Origin of the sequence: Acidovorax delafieldii, from assembly GCF_007993815.1 — a bacterium.
Taxonomy (GTDB): domain Bacteria; phylum Pseudomonadota; class Gammaproteobacteria; order Burkholderiales; family Burkholderiaceae_C; genus Acidovorax; species Acidovorax delafieldii.
Genome location: NZ_VJWE01000019.1, coordinates 214,416 through 240,479, shown reverse-complemented (window position 1 = coordinate 240,479; position 26,064 = coordinate 214,416). Strand labels below are relative to the sequence as shown.

Sequence of the window (26,064 nt, the reverse complement as noted above, 5' to 3'; positions counted from 1 at the left end):
ATGTTCAGTGGCCCACTTTACTTGCTGCTACTACTGGTACTTGCTTGGGTGTGCCGAAACTCGAAGGATCCCGGAGTGATCGCTTACGGGATGGCAACTCAGAAGAACTTGATGAAGACAGGTATTTCGCTGCTGCTGTGTGTTCCTGCTGCATTCCTCTTCATCGGTTTCGTTGCCCCACCTTTCATCATCGCAACTTCATCGGTATATCTGCTGATGTCAGCAGTCAAGGTTGAGCGGGGCGATGAGCGCTAACAAGTTGTTCGACTCAAAGTGCCAGTACTCCCATTTGCATTGCGCGCTGGCTTCCCACCCGCCGGTCGCCTTGATGTTGAGTGTCTGCTTTCATTTGCGGTGACCGACTGCTCCTGGCCGGATTCTGCCCCACGGCGGGGGACGCGAGCGGGCCCGCTCTAGACAGTCACCGCTGCCTCAAGGCGCCATTCGCACCCATGAAGGAAATGAACTGCGCCACTTGTGAAACAGCTCGTTGACCTCACTCAACCCTGTTTAACTAGAATCCAACCATATCGCTGGGGGTGTCCCGCAATAAATTCGTTGCTGGGCTGAGATCAAACCCTTCGAACCTGTTGCCTGCATTGTTCTACTTTGCAGGCTTGAGATCATCCTCGCGCAGGGAAGCAAGTCCGCCATGGCACGGCCCTGAACACGTCAGGGCGCACTGGTGGGCGGCCCCTGCTCTGTATCTGCTTACGGAGCCATTCCATGTCCTCATCGCCTGCCACGCACGCCACCAACGAAGCGCTGGCTCCCGTCTCCCCCGATCGCCGCGTCTTCCAGTGGCATGACCACGCCTCGCTCTGGTTCAGCCTGGGCGTGGGCCTGCTGGTCATGCAGGTGGGCGCCTACCTGATGCCTGCGCTGGGCACCAAAGAGGCACTCGTCGCCATCGTCGCCGGTTCCATCGTGGGCGCGGGCCTGCTGGGCTGGGTGGCCAAGCTGGGCTGCGACAGCGGCCTGGCCAGCGCCGGCCTGATGCACGCCGTGTACGGCCGCACGTTTGCCAGCCTGCCCATCATCCTGAACATCGTGCAGCTGGTGGGCTGGGGCACATTCGAGCTGGTGGTGATGTGCGATGCCACCGTGGCCATCGGCCAGCAGTCGGGCACCATGGCCGGTGCCCACTGGCCGGTGCTGGCGACGCTGCTGTGGGGCGGCGTGGTGATGCTGCTGATCAGCGGATCGATGGTGCAGCTGGTGCGCAAGCTGATTGCGCGCATTGCCCTGCCGCTGGTGGTGTTGTCGCTGCTGTGGCTGTCGTGGCAGTTTCTGTCGCTGGCGCAAACCCAAGGTTTTGAAGTGCTGTGGACACGCAAGGGCGACGGAGGCATGGGCGTGCTGCCCGCGCTGGACCTGGTGATCGCCATGCCCATCTCGTGGCTGCCGCTGGTGGCCGACTACGCACGCCATGGCAAGAACGGCGGCTCGGCACTGCGCGGCACCTGGCTGGGCTATGCGCTGGCCAATATCTGGTGCTACAGCCTGGGGGTGCTGGTGGCGCTGACCTTGCCCAGCCAGGACTTGGTGCAGGCGCTGCTGCTGGCCCAGGGCGGGCTGATTGCGCTGTCGCTGATCCTGATCGACGAGGTGGACAACGCCTATGGTGACGCCTATTCGGGCGCCGTGTCGGCCCACAGCCTGCTGCCGCGCTGGGGCGTGCGCGCCTGGGGCCTGCTGGTGGCCGCGCTGTGCACCGGGCTGGCACTGGTGCTACCCATGCACAGCCTGGAGCCGTTCTTGCTGCTGCTCAGCTCGGTGTTTGTGCCGCTGTTTGGCGTGATTCTGGGGCGCCTGGCCTTCGGCACCGATGCGCCCGCCCTGCTGGCGGTTGCGCGCAAGGTGAATGCGGTGCCCGTGGCCATCTGGCTGGCGGGCATCGCGGTGTACCACCTGGCACCCAAGGCGCTGCCCGATGCGGGCTCTGCCCTGCCCGCACTGGTGTTCAGCTTTGTGCTCGCCTGGGCCACGAGGCCCAAGGCGCACTGAATTAACCAGTCACTATCAAAAGATGAGCGCTCAGCGCATGATTGACTAGCGCCTGAGCCTCAAAACACCCAAAAAATCGCTCTACAGTGCCTGAAACACCCGCTGCGCCAAGGGCGCGTAGCCGTGGTTCAGGGGACCATGGCCGTGGCCGGTGGTGACATCCGCGCCGGCAGCAATGGCCCCCAGGATGTAGGCCCGTGCCTGCTCCACGGCCTGCTGCAGCGGCTGGCCCAGTGCCAGCTGCGCGGCAATCGCTGACGACAGGGTGCACCCGGTGCCATGCCCGTTGTGGGTGGCAATGCGTTGTGACTGCAACCGGTGGCCCTGTCCTTGTGCGTGTTCCCCGCCTTGCACGGCCAGCACATCCACCACCCAATCGCCCGGAAGGTGCCCGCCCTTGAGCAGCGCGGCGCGGGCGCCCAGTCGCAGCAGGTCTTGCGCGGCCAGCTCCAGCGCCTCCACGCCCTCGATGCTGCGCCCCAGCAGCCATCCGGCCTCGTCCAGGTTGGGCGTGACCACTTCGGCCAGCGGAAACAGCTCCTGGACCAGCACGGCCACCGTCTCCTGGGCAATCAGCCGATCGCCACTGGTGGCCACCATCACCGGGTCCAGCACCACGTGCGGCAGCTGATAGGTCCGAATGGCTTCTGCCACCACGTGTACCACGTCCGGTGAGTGCAGCATGCCGATCTTGACGGCGTCCACGCCAATGTCCTGCACCACCGCATCGATCTGGGCCTTGAGCATCTCGGGCGGAATGCCGTGGATGCCTGTCACCCCACAGGTGTTCTGGGCCGTGATGGCGGTGATGGCTGTCATGCCATAGCAGCCCAGGGCACTGAAGGTTTTGAGATCGGCTTGGATGCCCGCGCCGCCGCCGCTGTCAGACCCGGCAATGGAGAGCACGCGTGCGTAGCGGTGGCCCGTGGAGGGCAAGGAGATCGTCGGTGAAATCATGGCAAAAATTATGGCCTATGCGCCACGTCAAAACGGGGCGCATGGGGGATGTGCTGTAATTCATTTTCCGGACGAAACAGGGGTGTCCCACCCTAGAGCCGGTTCCAAGTCTTTTTGGAGACTGCATTGGAGTGCAATCGGGATGAGTGAATGCTTCGGGTGCGCTGCATGGGCTCATGCCCATGCAAGCAGCCGGGGCGTCCAATCGCCCGATTTCACTCCAACCCTTCGGGCAAGTGCCTTGCCGGGAGGTCTGCGGCGTTGCGGCGCTTGTTGATAGCCGAGCTATCAACTGCGCACCGCGCCTAGCACCCCTTCCCGGCAAGGTACTTGTGCAACTCCAAAAAGACTTGGAACCGGCTCTTGGCACGCGACTGAGAAATACCCTGGGGCACGCACAGAACCCTGTGCACTGCGGCACACGCAGCAGCCCCGCTACCCGATCCAGGTCATGCTGGCGTGGGGAGTTTCCATCAACGGTGACCCCGTTTTGTCCATGGCTGCTTGCCACTACATGGACACACTGACGGAGCTATGTCACTTCAACCTTCTTCCTTTGCCATCCTGGGCGCAGGGCTCATGGGTCGTCTGCTGGCTGTGGAGCTTGCGCGCCTTGGGCACCGTGTAGACATCTACGACGCGGGCAGCCCCGCCGCCGAAAACTCGGCCGCCACCGTGGCTGCGGCCATGCTGGCCCCGCTGGCAGAGTCTGCGATCACCGAACCCGGCGTGGTGCGCATGGGCCACCACGCGTTGACCCGTTGGCCCGAGTTGCTGGCAACCTTGTCAGAGCCTGTGTTTTTCCAGCAGGCCGGCACGTTGATCGTGTGGCACCGCCAGGACGCGGCCGAAGCCCAGCGTTTCACCCGCCAGCTCGAAAACAACCAGCGCGGCCTGCCCGAGCTGCCCACCCTGCAAAAGCTCGACAGTGGCGCCCTGGAGCAGGTGGAGCCCGCCCTTGCGCACCGCTTCAACCAGGGCCTGTACCTGCCCGGCGAGGGCCAGCTGGACAATCGCCAGTTGCTGGCCGCCCTGGTGGTGGAAATGGAGCGCCTGGGAGTACGCATGCACTGGCACACGCCCCAGTCGCCCGAAGCCTTTACGCCCGGCGCACCCGGCCAGCCTGACCGGGTGCTGGACTGCCGGGGCCTGGGCGCCAAGGGCCAGTGGAGTACCTTGCGCGGCGTGCGTGGCGAAGTGGTGCGCATCCATGCGCCCGACGTCACGCTGCAGCGCCCCACCCGGCTGGTGCACCCGCGCTACCCCATCTACATTGCGCCCAAGGAAGACCATCTGTTTGTCATTGGCGCGACCGAGATCGAGTCCGACGACCGCTCCCCGGCCAGTGTTCGCTCCACCCTGGAACTACTGAGCGCCGCCTATGCGGTGCACCCCGGCTTTGGCGAAGGCCGCATCATCGAGCTGGCCACGCAGTGCCGCCCCACGCTGCCCGACAACCTGCCCGCCATCCGCCAGACCCGCCCGGGCGTGCTGGAGATCAACGGTCTGTACCGCCACGGCTTCATGATCTCGCCCGCCATGCTGGATGTGACCCTGGAGGTGCTGAACACGGGACAATCGACCCTGTCCGAACGTTTTGACCTCCGGCTGGAACTGGAGCCAGCCGCACCCGCCCCGACCGGCGTTGCAGCCCCCGCATTTGCATGAACATCTCGATCAACCAAATCCCGCACGAACTGCCCGAAGGCGCCACCGTGGCCGATGCCGTGGCCGCCATCGAAGCGCGCCCCCCGTTTGCCGTGGCGGTCAACACCACTTTTGTGCCCAACACCCGCTACGCCGCCCATGCGCTGCAGCCTGGCGACCGTGTGGAGATCATCTCGCCGGTCACGGGCGGCTGAGCCAGCCAAAATTCAATCAAAAGAGCTGCAAGCGCTTATAAATCATGCACCAGCAGCTACAAAAACCATAGTAAACCAATGACCACTCCGACGCCCCAAGACCCGCTGGTGCTGTACGGCCAGACGTTCGCCAGCCGCCTGCTGCTGGGCACGTCGCGCTACCCATCGCCCGCCGTGCTCGAAGCCGCTGTGCAACGCGCCAAGCCCGCCATGGTCACTGCCTCACTGCGCCGCCAGGGCAGCAACCCGGCCGAAAGCGGCAGCAGCTTCTGGGATCTGCTGCGCAAGCTCAACGTGCCCGTGCTGCCCAATACTGCCGGCTGCCACAGCGCGCAAGAGGCCATCACCACCGCCCAGATGGCGCGTGAGGTGTTCAACACCCCCTGGATCAAACTGGAGCTGATCGGCGATGACTACACCCTGCAGCCGGACACGCTGAACCTGGTGGGCGTGGCCGAACACCTCATCAAGGAAGGCTTTCAGGTGCTGCCCTACTGCACCGAAGACCTGGTGCTGTGTCAGCGCCTGGTGGACGTGGGCTGCCAGGCCGTGATGCCCTGGGCCGCGCCCATCGGCACCGGGCGCGGCCCGGTCAACCCTTATGCGCTGCAAACGCTGCGCGAGCGCCTGAACGTGCCCATGCTGGTGGATGCCGGGTTGGGCCTGCCCTCGCACGCCTGCCAGGTCATGGAATGGGGCTATGACGGCGTGCTGCTGAACACCGCCGTGGCCCTGGCACAAGACCCCGTGGCCATGGCCGGTGCATTTGCCGATGCCGTCAGCGCCGGGCGCGCAGCCCGCCTGGCCGGTGCCATGGACGCACAAGACGCCGCCCAGCCCAGCACCCCCGTGCTGGGCACCCCTTTCTGGCACCACGCCCATGCATGACACCACCACCCTGGCGCAGGCCATCCTGAGCCACCACGCGGCCACCTTTGCGGGGTTTGCGCCCGAGCCCGTGCCAACCCCCACGTTGCAGGACCCTGTCTACCTCGCCGCGCTACAGGCCTGCAGTCAGTTGGGCTTCATCGCCCATGACGCCGAATGCCTGGCCCGCGCCTGGCAGGCGCGCGCGCTGCGCACTGGCAGTGCACAGCCCGAGCAATGGCCGGACGAGCCCCAGGACTTTGGCCTGCAGCGCCTTCCACGCGCCCATCAGTTCGCAGCGTGCCCGGAGCATTTGGGCTTGTATGCCGTACTGCCCGACGCCCAGTGGGTGGGCCGCATGGCACGTGCCGGGCTGCCCACGGTGCAATTGCGCTTCAAGTCGGACGACGCCCAGGCCATCCGGACCGAAGTTCAGGCCGCCGTCCAGGCGGTGCAAGGCACGGGCGCGCTGTTGTTCATCAACGACCACTGGCGGGACGCCATCGAAGCTGGCGCCTACGGTATTCATCTGGGCCAGGAAGACCTGGACGCACTCACCGCCGAGGAACTGCAAACGCTTCATCGCTCGGGCCTGCGCCTGGGCGTGAGCACCCATGGGTATGCCGAAATGGTGCGTGCCGACGCCGTGGGGCCCAGCTATATCGCTATGGGTGCCGTGTTCCCCACGACCTTGAAAAAAATGGCCACCGCTCCCCAGGGCGTGGGCAGGCTGGGCGTGTATGCGCGGCTGATGCGGGACTACCCACAGGTGGCGATTGGGGGGATCAGCGCCGAGCAGTTCCCCACGGTACTGGCCACTGGCGTGGGTTCCGTGGCCGTGGTGCGGGCCTTGGTCAACGCACCGGACCCTGAAGCATCGGCCGCAGAGCTGATGGCGCTGATGCGGTGACGGCCGGGTGGCGATAGCGGCCACGGCGGCTATCGCGCATCCCTCACGACCATCGCAGCGCCCCCTGGATAGTCGCCGGGTGGCCGATTGGTCGCCTGCTCGCTACTTGTTGTCGGGCTTCTTCATCTGCTCCAGCTCAAGGCGGAGCTCCATGAGATCGTTCTCCATGCCAAAGCCGACCGGCTGGCCCGCTGGCGGCGGCGCCGTCACGGGCACCGGGGGCAGATCGCTGAGCGTGAGGTGGGGTGGGTCCGACAGATCCAGGTCGAGCGGAATGCCACGCGAATCCTCGCCTACTGCCGCTGCGGGCCTGGAGGGAGTGGCTGCAGAGCGCACGGGCTCGGGCTCCTGCTGGGCCTTCATCGCGAACTCGAACTCCAGGCTGGCGGCCAGTGAATCAAGCGGCTGGTCGTCGTGCAGCGCCACCGGTGCAGGAGCTGCAGGTGCCACCAGGGTCTCGGACCGGGGCGGTGCCAGGGGCGTCGTCCGCTTGCGCGGGGGCGCTGCACCACGCGCGCTGGCGGGCGTGGTCTGTGCAATCGCCAGCAGCAGCAAAAGATCGTCATAGGCCGCCAGATCAAACGGCTCCACCGCTTCAGCGCCCGTGCGGCGGAACAGGAATTTCTCCAACAAGCCCAGCACCGCAGGCGTTGTCCACTCGGCCTCGATCTCGGCGAGTGCGTCGGTGTAGTGGTACAGCATGCGGCCCGTGCGGTGAAAGCCCGCAAACTCCGGCACTTGCGCGTTGAAGGACTGCATGAACTGCGTTCGCAGCTGCGCAAACTCATCCACACGACTGAGCGTGTGGTACAGCCGCAATAGCTCCAGGTAGGCCAAGGGCGAGGTCTGGCGGTGCTCGGCAATGTGATTCTTCAGCACCTCGATGGCCTGCTGGTGCTCGCCCACCGAGACAAAAAATTCAGCCTGCTGCTGGATGTCAAACAGCTCTTCAGGGTTGACGATGTGGGGCGCTACCGAGGCGGCGGCCGGCGCGGAAACCGACTTCGCCTGCAAGGGAGCGGGAGCACTCGCCGCCGGGCTGGTCGCTACGAAGCGTGGCTCCACGGCCGCAGGGGCTGCCTTGCGCAGGGGCATGGCACCGGACTCGGGATTCGCCGCGACGGCATGAGGCTGGGTTTCCGACGGCAGCCACGTGTCGCCGGGATGGGGGGTAAGACTGACCGCTTCTTCATGCGCCGATGCTGCATCGCCACGTGCGCCCAAGGCCACAGAATCGCGCCACGAACGCACTGCCTTGTCAGAGGCGCTGCGCATCCGCGACCACATCCATGCCACCCCCGCCAAGGCCAAGGCCAGCAGACCGCCCAAGGCATATACCACCGTCGCAGGAAAACGCTCCTGTTCCATCGCCTCCAGCTGCTGCTGCAACTGGCCAGCGGCTGCACGGTCCTTGGCGGCCTGTGCTCGCAATGCGGCGGTGTCTGATTCCAGCGCCTTCAACCGTTCGCCGTCTTTTTGCAATTCTTCCGGCTGCGCGTTCAACGACCTCCACAACGCGGCGGCCTGGGTGCGCAGGGCCGACATCTCTTCAGAAGGCGCCGTGGGTAGCTGCGCGGTAGAGCGCAACGCCACAGGACTGTCCAGCCAGGTATCCAGGGGCTCAACCACCAAACGCGAGCGCGCTGCAGGTGCAGCGGCCACCACCGACTTGCCAGGTGCTGCCGTGCCCACACGCGCGGAAGGCCGTGCGGCAGCTGGAGAGCCGGGAGGGCGGCTCTCAGCGGAGGGCGAGCCCGAGGCCCTTGCCAGTGCAGGCGCCTTGTCACGGGGCCTGGTGGCCTGCATCGCACCGGCGGCAGCCGCAGATGCACTGCCACTGCCCTGTGAAGGCGAACGCTGTGACTCTGAAGCTGCGCTGGGGGTTGCTGCAGGAAGCCGCGCCAAGTCCACCGGGGATGCAGAGGCGGACCGGGTGACGGTGGTCGGCAAATCCGAGAGGAAGGTGTAGCTGCGCGTGGTTTTTCCGTTGCACCCTGCGGTCAGGGTCACGGTGAGAACCGGTTCATCCAGCGATACCGAGGCCAGCACGCGGACCCCTGAAGGACGCCCACGCACCTCGGGCAATGGGACCACGCGCACCTTGTTGTCACTGATGGCGTTGTCGCCTGCCACCAGCTTGGCCGTAACGCAGGACGATGCGACATCCGTGCCCGGGTCGGGCTGTAACTCGAACGAGAGATCGACCGGGGCACCCAACACGACCGTACCACTACCATTGCCCAGGGACAGCGCCGAAGCACCGGCTGCAAGCGCCCACAATCCTGGTCCAAAAACGGTGTTACGGATTTTCACAATCAATTCTGTTTTTCGGTCCGGAGGATTCTTGCACATAAGACCCAGATAAGGCCAGAGCCATAATGCCGCTATGAAAATTCAGTTTCCCAACATCGCCATCGTGGGTACCGGTGCCATGGGCCGAGGCATCGCACAAATTGCTGCCCAGGCTGGCAGTCAGGTTTTTCTGCTGGACGCCAGCCCCGGAGCCGCCGACGCCGCACGGGCCGCCCTGCAGGAGCAATGGAACAAGCTGGTCGCCAAGGGCCGGATCGAAGCGGACCAAGCCACAGCGCTGACCGCGCGGCTGCACCCCGTCAAAACAGCGGCAGACCTGGCGGCCTGCGATCTGGTGGTGGAAGCCATCGTGGAGCGGCTGGATGCCAAACAGGCCCTCTTCGTCGAACTGGAAGGGGTGGTGCGCGCCGATGCGGTGCTGGCCACCAACACGTCCTCTCTGTCCGTGACGGCCATTGGCGCAGTCCTCAAGCGCCCCGAACGCCTGGCCGGGTTCCACTTCTTCAACCCCGTCCCTTTGATGAAGGTGGTGGAGGTGATCGCGGGCCTCAAGACAGATCCAGCGATCTGCACTGCGCTGGCCGCGTATGCCAAGGAAATGGGCCATACCCCTGTACAGGCGCAGGACACCCCTGGCTTCATCGTGAACCACGCGGGGCGCGGCTTCGGTACGGAGGCCCTGCGCATCGTGGGCGAAGGCGTGGCCGATTTCGCCACCATCGACCGCATCCTGCGCGACCAGGTCGGCTTCAAGCTGGGGCCCTTCGAGTTGATGGACCTGACGGCGCTGGACGTGTCGCACCCGGTCATGGAGTCCATCTACCGCCAGTACTACGATGAACCACGTTTCCGCCCCAGCGTGATCACCGCGCAGCGTCTGGCGGGGGGCGTGGTGGGCAAGAAGGTGGGCGAAGGCTTCTATCGCTACGTGGAGGGCACAGCGCAGGTGCCTGCCGAGGCGCCTGCCCCCGTGGTCAACGACATTCCGCCCGTGTGGGTGTCCCCGCGCGCTTCACGCCGGGCCGAGCTGTACCAATTGCTCAAGGACCTGGGGGCCACCATCGAGACCGGCCAATCCCCCTCCCCCCAGGCCATCACGCTGGTTGCCCCGCTGGGCTTTGACGTGACCACCGTCGCCGTGGTGGAGCGGCTGGACCCAGCCCGCACGATCGGCATCGACATGCTCATCGATGACGCCGCGACCAAGCGCCGCGTGCTGGCCACCAACCCCGCCACGCGCGTTGACATCCGCAACGCGGCGCATGCGCTGTTTGCGCGCGACGGCAAGGCTGTCAGTGTGATCCGTGACAGCGGTGGTTTCGTCACGCAGCGCGTGGTGGCCACCATCGTGAACATCGCCAGCGATATCTGCCAGCAAGGCATTTGCACCCCCAAGGATCTTGAGACCGCCGTGACCCTGGGCCTGGGCTACCCGCTGGGCCCCCTGGCCATGGGCGACCGCTGGGGCCCCACCAACATCCTGGAAGTGTTGTTCAACATGCAGACTGTGTATGGCGACACGCGCTACCGCCCCAGCCCATGGCTGCGCCGAAGGGGTGCGATTGGCCTGAGCCTGAGCCATGTCGAAGAAGACTGATTGCCAAGCACCACGGCCGCCTCACTGAAGACCACCATGCCCGCAGAACTCCAGAGCACCAGCCAGGGCCAGACCCTGATCCTGACCCTTCGCAACCCCGAGCGGCGCAATGCCATCGACCCGGTGATGTATGCCGCGGGCGTGGAAGCACTGGGCGTGGCCGAAAGCAGCCCTGACATCCGCAGCGTAGTCATCACGGGCGCCGATGGCATGTTCTGCTCGGGCGGCAATCTGCAGCGCCTGCTGGCCAACCGCCAGGAAGCGCCGCAGGTGCAGGCACAAAGCATTGAAGGCCTTCACAACTGGATCGAGACCATCCGCACCTACCCTAAGCCGGTGATCGCCGCCGTGGAGGGCGCGGCAGCCGGTGCAGGGTTTTCGCTGGCACTGGCCTGCGATTTCATCGTGGCGGCCCGCAATGCCGTGTTTGTGATGGCCTACAGCAACGTGGCCCTGTCGCCCGATGGCGGCGCCAGCTGGAGCCTGGCCCACGCGCTGCCCCGCCAGATAGCCACCGAGATCCTCATGTGCGGGGACCGCATCGGCGCAGAACGCCTGCACACATTGGGCCTGGTCAACCGCCTTGCCGAAACAGGCAATGCACTCGACACCGCCCTGGCGCTGGCCGAGCAGCTCAATACCCGTGCACCCAATGCACTGGCCAGTATCAAGGAGCTGCTGAACGAAGCTCCCCATGCCCAGCTCACACACCACCTGGGCCATGAGCGCGACCACTTCGTGAAGAACCTGCACCACGCCAATGGCGGCGCAGGCATCTCCGCATTTCTGGAAAAGCGCGTGCCCCGCTACGAGTAGCGCTGCACCACAAACGCCTCGACGCATCCACCGTCGCAGACCCATCAACCCCCGGTACGCTGCCACCCAGCGCCGGGGGTTTTCTTTTGGCCTACGCGCAGACACGCAGGTGACAACCCTGACGCATTGCGCAGGTCCCTGACGCGACAATGGGCCTGTTTCTAGTCACCCAAAAGACAGGCCATGGACGACCCGATTCTTACTATCGAAGAACGTGAAGCGATCAACTCCGGTCGCTGGTTTTCATCACTCTCACCTTCGCTACGCCACGACATCCTGCGATGTGCATACGTCAAACGCTTCAAGGACGGCGGCCTCATCGCCGCACGCGGCGACCCGCCCGAGGAGTGGATTGCCTGCGCGCGCGGTGCAGTGCGGGTGAGCTCCACATCCATCTCGGGCAAGCAGATCACGCTGACCTATGTGGAGCCGGGCATCTGGTTCGGCGATGTGGCGATCTTCGATGGGGACCGGCGCACACACGACGCCTACGCGCACGGCGACACCACGATCCTGTGTGTGGCCAAGGCCGATTTTCGCAAGATCCTGGCCGTGCACACCGAGCTGTACGAAGCGATGCTGCGCCTGCATGCGCGGCGGATTCGCCAGCTGTTCGGGCTGGTGGAAGACCTCAACACGCTGCCCCTGCGATCGCGCCTGGCCAAGCAGCTGGTGCATCTGGTGCGCAGCTATGGCGTGCCCAGCCTGTCGGACGGCAGCGAAATGCGGATCAGCCTGCAATTGGCGCAGGAAGAACTGGCACAACTGCTGGGTGCCTCGCGCCAACGCGTGAACCAGGAACTCAAGGCCATGGAACGCGAAGACGCCATCCGCATCGAGCCGGGCGGCCTGGTGGTGCGGGACCGCGAAGCCCTGATGCGCATCGCTGAAGCCGACAACTGACTCACTTACCCCATCACTGACAGCCAGAACCTTCATCCGCCTCCATGAGCAACTTTGACCATTTCGTCGGCACCCGCCCTGTTTCCGATCAGCACGCCTTTGACCTCGAAACGCTGACTGCATGGCTCTCCAGGAACATGGAGGGCTTTGCGGGCCCGCTGACGGTAGAGATGTTCAAGGGCGGGCAGTCCAACCCCACCTACAAGCTCATCACCCCCGGCGCCAGCTACGTGATGCGAGCCAAGCCCGGGCCCGTGGCCAAGCTGCTGCCTTCAGCACACGCCATCGAGCGCGAGTTTGCGGTGATGAGCGGCCTGTACGGCACCGACGTTCCCGTGCCGCGCATGTTTGTGCTGTGCGAGGACGAGTCGGTGATTGGGCGTGCCTTCTACGTAATGGAGTGCATGCAGGGCCGCGTGCTGTGGGACCAGTCCCTGCCCGGCATGACGCCAGCTGAACGCGGTGACATCTACAACGAGATGAACCGGGTGATCGCGGCGCTGCACACGGTGAAATTTGCAGACCGAGGCCTGGCCAACTATGGCAAGCCCGGCAACTACTTTGACCGCCAGATCGGCCGCTGGAGCAAGCAATACGTGGCCTCCATCACGCAGCCCATCGAAGAGATGGACCGCCTCATGGAATGGTTGCCCGCCAACATGCCCGCCAGCGCACGGGACGAGGGCCATGTGTCCATCGTGCACGGCGACTACCGCCTGGACAACCTGATGTTCCATCCCACCGAGCCCCGCGTGATCGCCGTGCTCGACTGGGAGCTGTCCACACTGGGCCATCCGCTGGCGGACTTCAGCTACCACTGCATGAGCTGGCACATTCCTGCCTCGCTGGGTCGTGGCATTGCGGGGTTGGACCTGGGCGCACTGGGCATTCCCGACGAAGACACCTACATCCGCCTGTACTGCGAGCGCACCGGCATCACCACCCCCGATGCGCTGCGTGCCGACTGGAACTTCTACCTCGCCTACAACATGTTCCGCATCGCCGCCATTTTGCAGGGCATTGCCAAGCGGGTAGAGGCTGGCACGGCCTCCAGCGCCCAGGCCAAGGCCTCGGGCGACACCGCGCGACCCATGGCCCAGCTGGCCTGGTCCTTCGCGCAACGCGGCTGAACACACGACGCAACACCAGCGCCGCCCACGATTACCAACGGAGAAGAAACCCATGGACTTTGACTACTCGCCCAAAACCAAGGAACTGCAGGCTAAGCTGCTCCAGTTCATGGATGACCACATCTATCCGAACGAGTCTGCCTACAAGGATGAGTTGGCCGCCAACACCGTCGCAGGCAAGCGCTGGAGCGCGCTGAACACCATCGAAAACCTCAAGCCCAAGGCCCAGGCCGCCGGGTTGTGGAACCTGTTCCTGCCGGTCGACAGCGCCGCAGCATCCGGCTATGCAGGTGCCGGGCTGACCAACCAGGAATACGCACCGCTGGCCGAAATCATGGGCCGCGTGCCATGGGCCAGCGAGGTGTTCAACTGCTCCGCGCCCGACACCGGCAACATGGAAACCATTGCCCGCTACGGCGACGAAGCCAACAAGGCCCGCTGGCTCAAGCCCCTGCTCGAAGGCAAGATCCGCTCGGCCTTCGCCATGACCGAGCCCGATGTGGCATCGAGCGACGCCACCAACATCGAGACCCGCATCGAGCGCCAGGGCGATGAGTACGTGATCAACGGCCGCAAGTGGTGGATCTCTGGTGCCGCCGACCCGCGCTGCGCCGTGTTCATCACCATGGGCAAGACCGACCCCGAAGCCCCGCGCCATTCGCAGCAGAGCATGGTGCTGGTGCCCGCCGACGCCCCTGGCATCAAGATCATTCGTCCGCTCAATGTTCTGGGCTACGACGACGCCCCACACGGCCACGTCGAGATGACCTTCGAAAACGTGCGTGTGCCCGTCTCCAACATCCTGCTGGGCGAAGGCCGTGGCTTCGAGATCGCCCAGGGCCGCCTGGGCCCTGGACGCATTCACCACTGCATGCGCCTCATTGGCCTGGCCGAACGTGCGCTGGAGCTGATGTGCAAGCGTGCATCGTCACGCGTGGCCTTTGGCAAGACCGTGGCCCAGCAGACCGTGACACAGGAGCGCATTGCCGAGGCCCGCTGCAAGATCGACATGGCCCGCCTGCTCACCCTGAAGGCTGCCTGGCTGATGGACGTGGCTGGCAACAAGGTCGCCAAGACCGAGATCGCCATGATCAAGGTGGTGGCCCCCAGCATGGCCTGCCAGGTCATCGACTGGGCCATGCAGGTGCACGGCGGTGGCGGCATGTCTGACGACTTCCCGCTCGCCTATGCCTACGCCGGTGCGCGCACCCTGCGCTTTGCTGACGGCCCGGACGAAGTGCACCGCAACGCCATTGCCAAGTGGGAGCTGGGCAAGTACGGCACCTATGGCCGGGACGCCGCCGTGCCGGTGACCCGCGGTAGCTGACGCTCCACGGCACAGGACACAGGACCCGCAGACGCTCTACTGCGGGTCTTCAGCGTCTCCCGTCGCCCCGCCTGCGGCCGCAGGGGGCGGCAGGTTGTGCAATGCCCCTTGGGCAGCCGCCAGCAGCAATTGCGTGGCCTGGGCGATCTCCGTCAGGCTGCGCTGCGTGTGCTCCATGCGCAGATACACCTTGCCGCGTACCAGCATCAACAGCAGCGGCGACTGCGCCCGTACCTCCCCGCCCTCACCTTCCACGACGTTGAGCAACTGGGACACCACCGGCGCATGGATCCAGCGCTGCGCGGTCTCCATGCGCTCCGCCACCACCGCAAAGTGCTGGCGAAACGAGGCGGGCAGGCCCGGCCAGGTCACCTCTTCAAACATCGCCAGCCAGCGCATTTCCTCGGGCAGGCTGGCATTCACCGTGGTCTGCAGGGTGTCGGTGATGGCGTTGTAGGCATTGCCCTCCAGGGACTCCTGCAAGGGGCGGTTGAGCACCATCACCGCCGCGTCCGGGTCCACCCCCAGGTCGGCGCGCCCCCGCAACTCCAGGCCGCGCACATAGTCACGCGTGGGGTTGCCGCATTCCAGCCGCCACGGGTGGCCATTCAGGTCGCCCCCCAGGTCAAAATGCCCGTCCACCGCCTGCGGCACCACCGCCAGGCGCTGGGTGGCCGCCCAACGCACCACCTCCTGGTTGGACACGGGCCGTGCGGCATTCGGGCCACCGGGCAGATGCAGCGCTTTGCGAAGACGGTCAAACATGGCGATTCGAAGCCCAAGGCTTCGCGGAAGTCACGGATGCAGGCATTATTGGGGGCATCGGCCGCTGCGGCAAACCGGCGGAACGCCTTCTGTGACCTGGTTCACCATGCCGGAAGGGCAAAGCGGCAAACGGCTGGTGCGGCCACTGCCCACGCGCATGGGCACTGCACCGCGCCGGAGCAACCCCGCCGCATTCACTTTTGGCGATCTGAACAGCCCACATGCTCTTCTCTATGGACCGCAGACTTGCCCTCATCACCGTGGCTGGTGCGCTGGCCGCTCCGGGGACCGCCCTGGCGCTGCCCGACGATGCATCGGCCCGGGTGCGCCAGCTGGTGCGCTGGTCCACCGCGACGGCCGACCACCAGGGCTTGCCGTTTGCCGTGATCGACAAGCCTGCCGCGCGCATCCACGTATTTTCGGCACAGGCCCAGTGGCTCGGCAGCGCGCCCGTGCTGCTGGGGGCCGCTGCGGGTGACCGCTCAGCCCCGGGCATCGGGGCCAAGCCTCTGTCCCACATCCGCCCGCACGAACGCACCACCCCTGCTGGCCGCTTTGTGACCGAGCCCGGCCGCAACCTGCAGGGTGATGACATTGTGTGGATCGACTACGACGCTGCCGTCTCACTGCACCGGGTGCGCAGCGTGAGCGCCGCAGAGCACCGCCTGCAGCGTCTTGCAAGCCCCGGCGCGCGGGACAAACGCATCAGCTACGGCTGCGTTAACGCACCTGCCGCGTTCTACGACCAGTTCATCGCACCTTGGTTCGGGCGAGCACCAGGGGTGATCTACGTGCTGCCGGACACCGAGCCTTTTGCTACATTTTTTGAAGCAGCCAGCGCATATGAATAGTGCGCTACCGGCCCATTTGATTCAATTTTCTTGCCCCGTACGGCTGGGGCTCACGCGCTGCCGCTTCCGGCAGTAGCCACGCACACGCCAACCAGACTCAAGCCGTTGCGCGCTGCAGGCGAAACACAGGCCGGCGGCCGCCCACCACCAGCCCCTTGGAGTTGCGGATGACAGCGTTTCTGCGCGGCGCCAGGGCCTCCTGCTGGGCTGCATCCAGCCATCCCAGCTGGTCCATAACCTCCACGGCAGCCGCCACCTGCGCCACCATGTTGCCGTCCATGATCTTGAGGGCAAAGGCCTCGCCACGGCTGCGGCTGCCCACCACCTGCACCCCGTCGGCCCCGGTCTTTGAGACCCAGTCGCCCCGCCCTGCCCGCATGAAATCCAGGTCGTGCCGACCGGTGCCGGAGCCCAGCTCCGGGCGTTGCACCATGGCATCGGCCAGTGCGGTCAGGCTCTGGTCCAGATCCGTGTCGGGCGCCCCACCCGCCAGGCGCGCATAGCCCCGGGCCAGGTGCGCGAGCGGCATGGCGTAGTTGGGGGCGGAGCAGCCGTCGATGCCCATGACCAGTTGCTCAGGCCCCAGCCCCACTGCCTGCGCCACCCGCTCACGAATCGCCCGCTGCAACGGGTGTGCAGGGTCCAGATGGTTGTCAAGCGGCCAGCCCTGCCGCACACAATGGGCGACAAAACCCGCGTGTTTGCCGCTGCAGTTGTTGTGGCGTTCGTCGGGCACAAGACCCTCTGGCAGCGAACCCAGCTCCAGCTCGGCAAACAGCGGCCGGTGACAGCCGCAGCGCAGGGCGTGGTAGCTCTGCCCCACACTGCCCAGCATGTGCTCAACCTGCTCGACATGCATGGCCTCACCGTTGTGGCTGGCGCACAGCAGGGCCAGTTCGCCCGCGCCCCAGCCCAGCGCCTGGGCGCCGCCAGACTGCATGAACGGCAGGGCCTGAAATGCCTTGATGGTGGAGCGCGTGAACGTGACCGTGTACGGGTCGCCCACCTGTGCCAGCACACGGCCATGGCGGTCGGCCACCGCCACGGCGCCCCAGTGCTGGCATTCGGCGAGGTCGCCCCGGGTCACCTCGATCAGCGGAACAAAACCCATGGTGATCTCCAGCGTGACTACTGCGCCGCCGGTGCGGGGGCCAGCGTCAGCTCATGGGCCCAGCTTGCGGGCTGGCGCTGCAGGGCGCGGTAGCCCGTCTGCGCCCAGGTGCTGCTCATGTCGCGGTAACGCGGCGAAAACACCAGGCCGCTTTGTCCGGTCTGGTAGATGAAGCGCGACTGCTCCAGGTCGGCCAGGTCGTACACCGCGCGCAGCGATGCGGCGTGGCGGTTCACAAACGGCCCCTTGGCTTCGCCCGCGTTGTACTGCCCCACGTTGACGGTGTAGGCGTCGCCATGCGATGGCTCGCTCACGTCAAAAAAGCGGGCCAGTGCAGGCACATTGCCAAATGGCCGGTGCACGCTGAGTGCCGGGTGCGCCGCACCCCAGCGCCATTGCGCGGGGTCTGCGCCGTAGGCCGCCTGCAGCCGGTCGAGCGCTCGTCCCAGGGCTGCGGCCGACTGCTCTGCACACGATGCCGGCTGGCACCACCAGGGGTCGTTGCGCTCCAGGATGCCCTCCAGCGCGGCCCGGTAGTCGCGTTTGCCGTAGGTGGCGGTAAACCGCGCGTCACCGATGCGCGGCACGATCAGGCCACGCGCCAGCTCGTCGGTCCATGCGGCAAACACCAGGGGCGCAGCCTTGCCCGCATCCATCACACCGTCAAAGCCTTGGAGCTGCTGTTGCGCAGCTGCGGCCAGGGGGTGTGATGACTTGGCCTGCTGCAGGTAGGGCAGCAGCCTGCGCGTGGCCAGCGAGGTCACATCGCGGTGGATGGCCTGCATGCTCGCGGCATCGTGCTTGTCGGTCGCCTCGATCAACTGCGCAATGCGTTCGTAGCGGTAGGGCAAGGCCCAGTCTTGGGTGAGGTAGTGGGGGTAGTCCGGCGCGGTCACCCGCTGGTTGGCGGTGGCAATCCAGCCCCGGGCGCCGTTGTCCTCGGGCGTCTGGTCATACGGCAGCCAGCCCTTCCAGTCGTACCGCGCATCCCAGCCCGGTGAGGGCGCCACGCCCCGGATGTCGTTGGCCGGGTCTCGCACGGGTGCGCGGCCTGCGGCCTTGAAACGGATATCGCCCTGGTCATCGGCCGCCACCACGTTCTGCATCGGCGAGTGGTAGTGCGACAGGGCCGCGAACAACGCGTCCACCGATTTCGCCTGGTTGGTCTGGAGGCCCGCCAGCACCGTCTGGTTGTCGGCATCGAGCGCGCTCCAGCGCAGCGCCAGCACGTATTTGCCGAGGTCCAGCACGTCCGCATGCGACTTCTGCGCGTCGCTCAACACAGGGCCATGCCGGGTGCTGCGCACTTTCAGGGCGACATCGGCCTGCCCTTTCACACGGATGGTTTCGTTGCGCACCGTGAAGGGTGCCCAGCCTTCGGGCGTGCGGTACTGCGAGGCATCAGCGGGGTTGATCTGCTCCAGGTACAGGTCCTGAACATCGGGACCCGTGTTGGTGAAGCCCCAGGCCACTTTGTCCGTACGGCCCAGCACCACAAAGGGCATGCCGGGCAAGGTGGCACCCACCGCGTCGATAGCACCCATGGGGGTGCCGTCAGACGCCTGGCCTGCGGGAGCCTGCAAGCCCGCAAAGTACCAGATGGCGGGTGCCGACAGGCCCAGGTGCGGGTCGTTGGCCAGCAGCGGTTTGCCACTGACGGTGCGGGTGCCCGCCAGCACCCAGTTGTTGCTGCCCTTGCCCTCGTTGGTACCTGCGTTGCGGGTCAGTTCGTCAGCCCAGGCCAGCATGCCGGCACTGATCTGGCGGGACAAAGGCCCGTCACCCAGCGCGGCAGATGCAGCCCCCCGGTCGACCGGTTCAGCGGCGGCCGCCGGTGCAGCAGAAGCGCTGGCATCGGTGGCCCGGTACACCCCCAGCTGCCGGTACAACGCGGCCAGGTCAGCCGAGGCTGCGGGGCGCTCGCCCGGGTACGGTGGCATCAGTTGCCACAAACGCTCGGTGTCCAGCGTTTTCGCAATGGACAGCCGCGCAAACTCGTTGCCCCAGTTGCCTCCCAGGTCCAGCGCCATCATCAGCGCCCAGCCCACGCTGTCCTCGGGCTCCCACATGGCGCCCGTGGCCCCACCCGGCTGAACGCCCAGGATATGGAACTCCGGCGGCAGCGCCTGGGGGCGGTTCTGGTGGAAGGCGTGAATGCCCTGGCTGTACGCCTGCAGGGCCTCCTGGGCATACAACGGCAGGCCTGCGTACTGCCGCCTGGCCGTGCCCATGATGTCCAGCGTGCGCATGAGCTTGTCGGTCTCCAGCGTGGCCGGCCCAAACACTTCGGACAGCTCGCCGTGCATCACGCGGCGGTTGAACTCCAGCTGCCAGGTGCGCTCCTGCGCATGCACGTAGCCCATCGCAAACCAGGCGTCTTGCGGGCTCTGCGCGCGGATGTGGGTGACGTCTGCGCCATCGCGCTGCACCTGCACGGCCTGCCGCAGGCCCTTCACGACCAACTTGCCATCCAGTGTCGCAAAGCTGCGCTGTACATACACGGCGGCCCCCGTGCCAGCCACCAAGGCCGCCACCACCAGCCCGACGGCCGTTCGCTTCATCCACGCCATGTCTCGTGTCTCCTGATTGTTCTGGGTTGTTTGTGTGGGTTCGGAAGTGAAAGGGCTGCGCGCTGACCGGGAGCCCGCCGCGCTGTGACAGCTGTCGGCGGCAGCCGACGGCCTCAGCCCAGATGAACGCTGGTGCCGGCGACCTGAAAGTTCATGATCGGAGCACTGGACTCGGTAAAGGGAACCCCCAGCGCAATCTGCCCCGTGCCATGCAGGATGCAGGCATCGCGGCGCAGCCGCACGGGCGAGTTGCTGCCGTCAAACCGCACCCAGGTGCCGAAGCTGCTCATGTCGGTCAGCACAAAGCCGCTGTTGCGCCAGTCGATGCGCGCATGCAGCCGTGAAACGCGGGGGTCATTGATGCACAGCTGGGCATGGTTGGCGCGCCCCACATGCACGGGCGCATCCGACGAAGTGAACGACATGTCCACCCCATGCCAGGAAAACTGGATCTGCCCCAGGATGGAATCGGCAGGAGCAAAACTGCTGACCAGCGCCGCCTGCATGGTGAGCGAATCGGGCTCTTCGTTCTCGCGCCACTCCACCTGGTAGAGCATCTGCAGCTCGGCCTTGCCGCGGATTTCCATCAGGCCCAGCTTGCGGTACCACACATCGGCAGCGGCCCCCGCCAGCAGCACAGTCGTCTCGGTGGCCCAGATTTCGGCGGGGCCCGCGCGCTCGCACAGGCGGGAGGCCACATTGACGGCATCGCCGTAACAGTCGCCATCCACATCGACCACCTCGCCACTGGCCACTCCCACGCGGATGTCCATGCGCAGCGGCTGCGGCCACCGGTCCAGACGCGCCTGGTGCTGGCGCAGCATGTGGGTGGTGGCAGTCACGGCACTGGCCGCATCACCAAACACACACAACACCCCGTCGCCCAGCTTCTTCACCACGCGGCCTGCATGCGCCTCGATGGTGTCACTGATCCACTGCGTGACCTGCGTCACCGCCTCGGTGGCGCGCTCGTTGCCCAGCGTTTCATACAACGAGGTGCTGCCCGAAATGTCGGCGAAGACCACCGTCGACAACACACTCATGAACGATGGCCGATTAGTAACATCATGTGAACCAGTTTAGTGCAAGCTCAACGAAGACGCATCTATCAAAGCGTCAACAATCCTTCGCCAAGGTCTTTGCGGGCCACGCACGCCAGTACTTGCGGCCTCACTGCAGGCGCTGGTGGTGGCAGTAGGCGTAGAGGGCGCGCATGTTGGGTGCCTGAAGACCCGGCAAAGCCCACGCCGAGCAGCGCACCTGTTCACCCGGTTGCCTCGCGTCAGGCCGCCGCAAGCCTTCGCGATGAATTGCGTAAAAGTTCGCAACAAACGGGGGCGTCGTGTTGTCTTTATGCAAAAACAGGAGCGTCACCCTTGCGTCAATCCTCACTCCCGCTTACTTTGATCGACTCTGTTACAAAAATCGCACAGCCCACCGTCCATGCGCTGGAACAAGCCCAATCTCCGCAACAACCTGCACGACCTGCTCGGTCGTGACAAGCCGTCATCGACGGCCTGGGTGCGCGACCAGGGTCTGGAAGAGGTGCGGCGTGCCATGCTGCACAGCCTGATGGGGTTGACCGGCTGCGAAGTGGCGCGCATGAACATGCGCCTGCGCTATGCGGGCGACATTGAAGCGCTGTGGTACCTGCGCAGCGATTTGCTCGACACGCTCACCCTGCTGCGCGGCGAGGCCATCGCGCAGACGGTGCTGGACCGGGTGACGCCGATGTTCCAGGGGCAGTTGCCGCTGTCGCTGCGGGTGCCACAAATGCCCAACGCACCCCGCGCGCACCTCTGAAACCCTGAGATTGCAGCCTTGACGGCCGGGGCCGGTCAATGCGCTGCGCCGGCAGCGTGCCACGCAGCGGCCCCGGGTTAGCGCCGCCTGTTCAGTGCTGGTGGCCCCAATAGATCAGCGCATCACGCTCTTCCACCGACAACGACACCGTTGCACCCACGGGCAGCAGCACCTTGGTCTCGACATGCCCAAACGGCAGGTTGGTCAGCACGGGCGCCTTGATCTGGGTGCGCAGCCAGTCCACCACCGACTGCAGCTTGTAGCCCTTGTCGTGCGGCGCCAGCTTGAAGTTGGTGAACTGCCCCAGTACCACGGCTTTCTGCTGGGCCAGCACACCGGCGTGCAGCAGCTGGGTCAGCATGCGCTCAACGCGGTAGGGATGTTCGTGCACATCCTCCACAAACAGCACCCCACCCTTGACCTGCGGGAAGTACGGCGTGCCGACCAGCGAAGCCAGCACCGCCAGGTTGCCGCCCCACAGGGTGGCGCTTTTCACATAGACGTTGGGCACAGCAGGCTTGCCGGTAGTGGCATGGGGCTTTTCCTTGTGCATGCGCCAGCCCGTGCCCTCGCCGTGGCCGGTCAGCAGGTCGTCAAAGCAGGCTTCCATGATGTCGTCGGGCGCGCCCTCCACGCCAAAGTCGGCCCCCAGCGACGGCCCCGCCCAGGTGGTGGCCCCGGTTTTGGCCAGCACGGCAAGCTGAAAGGCGGTGAAGTCGCTCACGCCCACGAAGTGGGTGCCCTTTTCGATGGCCTTGGCCACCGCCTTGTAGCGGATGCCCGGCAGGATGCGCGTGAGGCCATAGCCCCCGCGCGAGATCAGCGCCACATCGGCACCACTTGCCGCCGCACGGTGGATGGCGGCCAGCCGGGTGGCGTCGTCGCCCGCAAAGCGTGTGTGTGTGGCCAGCGCGTCCACATCTACCTCCACCTCATGGCCCTGGGCCTTGAGACGGGCGATGCCCCGCTTGAAGGCGGCCTTGTCGCGCACTGCACTGGAAGGCGAGTAGATGTAGATGTGCTTGGGACCGTGGTCGTGGTCGCACTGCGAGGGATCGTGATGGTGGTCGTGCAAAGCGCTCAGGCCCGGGTGGGGCCTGCTCCGTAAACAGGGGGGATGCCCGCTGCCCCATGCAGTCAAGGGGCGCCAGCGGGCACATCAGTGCGCGAAGTATTCCACAGCCTGTGCAGCAATGGCCTCGCCATGCTCCTGAACAAAGTGGCCCGCATGTGGCAGCACCACCGGCTCGGGGCCTCCACGGATGTTGTGTTGCAGCGCCCGCATGGTGGGCAGTCCCAGCACGGGGTCTTGCGCCCCCACCACCATCAGGCTGCGGCCTGGCCACCGGTGCTGCCAGAAATCGCGGGCTTCACGCGACAGCGCCGCACCGGCGTCATCCAGGGCGGCAGGGACACGTTCAGGGAACGCACGCAGCGCAGCCCGGTAACCTTTGTCCGGAAAGGGGGCATCGTAGGCTGCGAGTTCCGCAGCGCTCAGGTGCGGGTTGCCGCGTGCCAACAGGCGCCCTACCCCGTACAGCGGCTTGTCCCGGCACATCGCACGCCAGTCCACAAAGCCCTGGGGCAACGGTGCATCGCCTGTGGCCAGCAGCGTGTTCATCACCAGCAGGCCGCCAAACCGCTCGGGCATCGCCATGGGCAGCGTGAGGCCCAGGATGCCGCCCCAGTCCTGCACCACCAGCACGACACTGCGCAGGTCCAGCCGCTCGATCAGCTCCAGTAGCACCTGGCGGTGCCATTCGAACTGGTGCGCACCTTCCTTCTTGGGCTTGTCGCTTTTGCCAAAGCCGATCAGGTCGGGCGCCACCACGCGGTCGCCTGCAGCCAGAAAGGTGGGCAGCATGCGGCGATAGAGGTAGCTCCAGGCCGGGTTGCCATGCAGACACAGCCAGGTGCGCGATGCGTCGCGCGGGCCTTCGTCCAGGTAGTGCAGGCGCAGGCCCGCCAGACTCGGCAGGTCGCTGACGTAGTGGGGAGCCCAGGGGTAGCCGGGCAGGTTCGCGAAAGCCGCATCGGGTGTGCGCAAGGCATCGTCACGCAGGGGGTGGCGGGCCAATGCCTCGGCGCGCCGCTGAAGGCGCCGCTGCGCAAAAAAGCGGCTCAGCAGGCCGCCGCACTCCTCGGCCAGCACCCCGCCCTGCACCTCGGTCTGGTGGTTGATCTCGGCATGCCCAAACAGGTTGAGCACCGAGCCTGCCGCACCCGTCTTCGGCTCCATCGCGCCAAACACCACCCGTGCCAGGCGAGCATGCAGCATGGCGCCACTGCACATGGCGCAAGGCTCCAGCGTCACATACAGGCTGCAGCCGTCCAGCCGGTAGTTGCCCAGGCGCAGCGCCGCGGCACGCAGGGCCACGATCTCGGCATGGGCCGTCGGGTCGTGGCCTTCCACCGGGGCATTGCGGCCAGTGGCGATGACCTGGCCGTCCTTGACCACGATGGCGCCCACGGGCACCTCGCCCGCGCTGGCTGCGGCTTGCGCCTCGGCCAGGGCCAGTCGCATCCAGTGCGCATCGTCGGCGATTTTCATCACTATATTTTCAATAGCATCCAAGGCATGAAATATCAGCGCTTGAAGCCGATCTGGCTCATTTTTTCTCGTCTTCGGGCATGGGGCGTGCCTGTTGCATCAGGCCTTCTAACTGCTGCTTGACCTGCTGCTGCATCTGCTGGCTCTGTTCACGCACCGTGCCGGTCGGCGCCGACGCAGGCCCCGCCGCGCCTGTGGCGGTTTGCAATGCTGGCACGGGGGCACGCGTGGCCGCCAGTTGCTTCTTGGCCAGCAGTCCCACGATGGCCAGCACCACCACCAGTCCGACCAATCCAAACATTGCGCGCATACCTGAGCTCCTTGGCGGGCACCGGCGGCCCGCGCGTTCTTGCGATGGGATCTGACTGTAAAGCCAAACACCGCACGTAAAAACGGCCGCAGGGAGCGGCCGTTGGGTCAGGAGTCGCTGAAGCAACGCCGGAGAGTGACCTCAGTTCAATGCCACGCGGCTACCGTCCTTGAACGTGTACAAGGTCACGGCGGGCGTGGTCAACTCGCCCTTGGCGGTGAAAGCGATGTTGGCGGTCACGCCCTTGTATTCAGTCTTGGCGAGGAACGGCGCGAACACCTTGGGGTCCACCGAGTTGGCGCGCTTCATCGCGTCGGCCAGCACCATGGCGGCGTCATAGGCGTAGGGGCTGTAGATCTGGAACTGGCCGGGGAACTTGGCGTCGTAGCGCCTCTTCCAGTCCGAGCCGCCTTGCATCTTGTCCACCGACGCGCCGCCCGTCGCGCAGGTCACATTCTTCAGCGCGGGGGTCTTGCCCGACAGTTCGGGCAGCTTCTCGGTGCACAGCGCATCACCGCCGAAGAACTTCACGTTGCCCAAGCCCAGCTGCTCCATCTGGCGCAGCATGGGGCCGGCTTGGGCGTCCAGGCCGCCGTAGAAGATCGCGTCGGGCTTCTTGTTCTTGATGGCGGTGAGGATGGCCATGAAGTCGGTGGCCTTATCGTTGGTGAACTCCTCGGCCACCACTTTCAGGCCCTTTTGTTGCGCCGTCGCCTTGAAAACCGAGGCCACGCCCTGGCCATAGGCCGTGCGGTCGTCGATGATGGCCACGCTCTTGAGCTTGAGGTGGTCCGCACCAAACAAGGCCAGGGCAGCACCCAGCGCGTTGTCGTTGGCGATCAGGCGGAAGGTGGTCTTGTGGCCGGGCTTGGTCAGGTCGGGGTTGGAGGCCGAGGCCGTGATGTGTGGCAGGTCGCACTTGGCGTAGACCGCCGAGGCGGGAATGGAGGTGCCCGATTGCAGGTGCCCCACCACGCCCGCCACCTTCTGGTCACACAGCTTCTGGGCCACGGCGGTGGCCTGGCGTGGGTCGCCCGCGTCGTCTTCGGCCGCGATTTCAAACTTGATCTTCTTGCCGCCGATGACGAGGTTCTGGGCGTTCAGGTCGTCAATGGCCAGACGCACACCGTTTTCCGTGTCTTTACCGATGTGGGCAATGCCGCCCGACACCGGGCCCGCATGGGCGATCTTGACGGTCTGTACGTCCTGGGCAGAGGCCAGATGGGCCGCCAGCGCAAGGGCGGTCAGCGCAGAAATTCGGAACAGGGGCGAAGAAGCAAAAACGGGGCGCAGCACGGTACAAAGTCTCCTGGGTCGGTCAAAGCATCCTGTTGTGCACCGAACTTGTACACAACAAACCCCGCATCGTAGCCACCTCAACCCTCGTTTTCGCAAAATTACTAAGCAAACTTAG

General features: G+C 65.6%; 23 protein-coding genes. 13 read left to right on the top strand and 10 right to left on the bottom strand.

Annotated elements, in window-relative coordinates; all coding sequences use genetic code 11:
* Window positions 1-255: hypothetical protein (locus ATF69_RS23125; protein ID WP_208758768.1), on the top strand; the 255-nt coding region annotated here is incomplete at its 5' end.
* A gap of 471 nt (window positions 256-726) precedes the next feature.
* On the top strand, window positions 727-2,007 hold the full coding sequence (locus ATF69_RS23070; protein ID WP_146872412.1) for a purine-cytosine permease family protein: 1,281 nt from the start codon (window positions 727-729) through the stop codon (window positions 2,005-2,007).
* Between the two features lie 81 nt (window positions 2,008-2,088).
* Here ATF69_RS23070 and thiD read toward each other — a convergent pair whose 3' ends face one another.
* On the bottom strand, window positions 2,089-2,964 hold the full coding sequence (gene thiD, locus ATF69_RS23065; protein ID WP_146872411.1) for a bifunctional hydroxymethylpyrimidine kinase/phosphomethylpyrimidine kinase: 876 nt from the start codon (window positions 2,962-2,964) through the stop codon (window positions 2,089-2,091).
* A 534-nt stretch (window positions 2,965-3,498) separates the two neighbouring features.
* On the opposite strand from thiD, the gene thiO reads away from it, so the two are divergent.
* The 4 genes from thiO to ATF69_RS23040 all read left to right on the top strand — a co-directional run bounded on the left by thiO (window position 3,499) and on the right by ATF69_RS23040 (window position 6,603).
* On the top strand, window positions 3,499-4,632 hold the full coding sequence (thiO, locus tag ATF69_RS23055; protein ID WP_146872410.1) for a glycine oxidase ThiO: 1,134 nt from the start codon (window positions 3,499-3,501) through the stop codon (window positions 4,630-4,632).
* Window positions 4,629-4,826, top strand: a complete 198-nt coding sequence (gene thiS / locus ATF69_RS23050; protein WP_056067422.1) for a sulfur carrier protein ThiS — start codon at window positions 4,629-4,631, stop codon at window positions 4,824-4,826. The genes thiO and thiS overlap by 4 nt, the downstream gene beginning before the upstream one ends.
* Window positions 4,827-4,904: 78 nt before the next feature.
* Window positions 4,905-5,714, top strand: a complete 810-nt coding sequence (locus tag ATF69_RS23045) for a thiazole synthase (protein WP_146872409.1) — start codon at window positions 4,905-4,907, stop codon at window positions 5,712-5,714.
* A complete protein-coding gene (locus tag ATF69_RS23040) occupies window positions 5,707-6,603 on the top strand; it encodes a thiamine phosphate synthase (protein ID WP_146872408.1) in 897 nt (298 codons plus the stop codon). The genes ATF69_RS23045 and ATF69_RS23040 overlap by 8 nt, the downstream gene beginning before the upstream one ends.
* Window positions 6,604-6,705: 102 nt before the next feature.
* On the opposite strand, the gene ATF69_RS23035 is transcribed toward ATF69_RS23040, so the two are convergent.
* Window positions 6,706-8,823, bottom strand: coding sequence for a hypothetical protein (locus ATF69_RS23035; protein WP_244303798.1), 2,118 nt, complete (start codon window positions 8,821-8,823; stop codon window positions 6,706-6,708).
* 166 nt (window positions 8,824-8,989) lie between these two features.
* On the opposite strand from ATF69_RS23035, the gene ATF69_RS23030 reads away from it, so the two are divergent.
* The 5 genes from ATF69_RS23030 to ATF69_RS23010 all read left to right on the top strand — a co-directional run bounded on the left by ATF69_RS23030 (window position 8,990) and on the right by ATF69_RS23010 (window position 14,689).
* Window positions 8,990-10,513, top strand: a complete 1,524-nt coding sequence (locus ATF69_RS23030) for a 3-hydroxyacyl-CoA dehydrogenase (RefSeq protein WP_146872406.1) — start codon at window positions 8,990-8,992, stop codon at window positions 10,511-10,513.
* Between the two features lie 36 nt (window positions 10,514-10,549).
* Window positions 10,550-11,329, top strand: coding sequence for an oxepin-CoA hydrolase, alternative type (locus ATF69_RS23025; protein ID WP_146872405.1), 780 nt, complete (start codon window positions 10,550-10,552; stop codon window positions 11,327-11,329).
* Between the two features lie 183 nt (window positions 11,330-11,512).
* Entirely contained in the window at window positions 11,513-12,232 is a 720-nt protein-coding gene (locus ATF69_RS23020) for a Crp/Fnr family transcriptional regulator (protein WP_015013747.1), read from the top strand.
* A 44-nt stretch (window positions 12,233-12,276) separates the two neighbouring features.
* Window positions 12,277-13,362: a phosphotransferase gene (locus ATF69_RS23015; protein WP_116749578.1), complete on the top strand. Its 1,086-nt coding sequence runs from the start codon at window positions 12,277-12,279 to the stop codon at window positions 13,360-13,362.
* 52 nt (window positions 13,363-13,414) lie between these two features.
* Window positions 13,415-14,689: an acyl-CoA dehydrogenase family protein gene (locus ATF69_RS23010; protein ID WP_056067410.1), complete on the top strand. Its 1,275-nt coding sequence runs from the start codon at window positions 13,415-13,417 to the stop codon at window positions 14,687-14,689.
* Between the two features lie 36 nt (window positions 14,690-14,725).
* Here ATF69_RS23010 and ATF69_RS23450 read toward each other — a convergent pair whose 3' ends face one another.
* Window positions 14,726-15,454 carry a hypothetical protein gene (locus tag ATF69_RS23450; protein ID WP_116749577.1) on the bottom strand — a complete coding sequence of 243 codons (729 nt, stop codon included), beginning with the start codon at window positions 15,452-15,454 and terminating at the stop codon, window positions 14,726-14,728.
* Window positions 15,455-15,687: 233 nt separating this feature from the next.
* Between ATF69_RS23450 and ATF69_RS23000 the strand changes: the two genes are divergently transcribed.
* Window positions 15,688-16,305: a hypothetical protein gene (locus ATF69_RS23000; protein ID WP_146872404.1), complete on the top strand. Its 618-nt coding sequence runs from the start codon at window positions 15,688-15,690 to the stop codon at window positions 16,303-16,305.
* Between the two features lie 97 nt (window positions 16,306-16,402).
* On the opposite strand, the gene ATF69_RS22995 is transcribed toward ATF69_RS23000, so the two are convergent.
* The 3 genes from ATF69_RS22995 to ATF69_RS22985 all read right to left on the bottom strand — a co-directional run bounded on the left by ATF69_RS22995 (window position 16,403) and on the right by ATF69_RS22985 (window position 21,029).
* A complete protein-coding gene (locus ATF69_RS22995) occupies window positions 16,403-17,416 on the bottom strand; it encodes an asparaginase (protein ID WP_146872403.1) in 1,014 nt (337 codons plus the stop codon).
* Window positions 17,417-17,433: 17 nt separating this feature from the next.
* On the bottom strand, window positions 17,434-19,986 hold the full coding sequence (locus ATF69_RS22990) for a penicillin acylase family protein (RefSeq protein ID WP_146872402.1): 2,553 nt from the start codon (window positions 19,984-19,986) through the stop codon (window positions 17,434-17,436).
* A gap of 113 nt (window positions 19,987-20,099) precedes the next feature.
* Window positions 20,100-21,029: an adenylate/guanylate cyclase domain-containing protein gene (locus ATF69_RS22985; RefSeq protein WP_208758767.1), complete on the bottom strand. Its 930-nt coding sequence runs from the start codon at window positions 21,027-21,029 to the stop codon at window positions 20,100-20,102.
* 400 nt (window positions 21,030-21,429) lie between these two features.
* On the opposite strand from ATF69_RS22985, the gene ATF69_RS22980 reads away from it, so the two are divergent.
* Window positions 21,430-21,789: a hypothetical protein gene (locus ATF69_RS22980; RefSeq protein WP_108498163.1), complete on the top strand. Its 360-nt coding sequence runs from the start codon at window positions 21,430-21,432 to the stop codon at window positions 21,787-21,789.
* Between the two features lie 91 nt (window positions 21,790-21,880).
* Here the strand turns inward: ATF69_RS22980 and ATF69_RS22975 are convergent, their stop codons facing one another.
* From ATF69_RS22975 to ATF69_RS22960, 4 genes are all read right to left on the bottom strand, one after another.
* The gene (locus tag ATF69_RS22975; protein ID WP_056067397.1) at window positions 21,881-22,864 is read right to left on the bottom strand and encodes an LD-carboxypeptidase; all 984 of its coding nucleotides are present in this window, start codon (window positions 22,862-22,864) and stop codon (window positions 21,881-21,883) included.
* Window positions 22,865-22,948: 84 nt separating this feature from the next.
* Window positions 22,949-24,340: a tRNA adenosine(34) deaminase TadA gene (gene tadA / locus ATF69_RS22970; RefSeq protein ID WP_146872401.1), complete on the bottom strand. Its 1,392-nt coding sequence runs from the start codon at window positions 24,338-24,340 to the stop codon at window positions 22,949-22,951.
* Window positions 24,341-24,398: 58 nt separating this feature from the next.
* The gene (locus ATF69_RS22965) at window positions 24,399-24,650 is read right to left on the bottom strand and encodes a hypothetical protein (RefSeq protein WP_146872400.1); all 252 of its coding nucleotides are present in this window, start codon (window positions 24,648-24,650) and stop codon (window positions 24,399-24,401) included.
* 141 nt (window positions 24,651-24,791) lie between these two features.
* On the bottom strand, window positions 24,792-25,946 hold the full coding sequence (locus ATF69_RS22960) for a branched-chain amino acid ABC transporter substrate-binding protein (RefSeq protein ID WP_146872399.1): 1,155 nt from the start codon (window positions 25,944-25,946) through the stop codon (window positions 24,792-24,794).
* Window positions 25,947-26,064 lie beyond the last annotated feature (118 nt).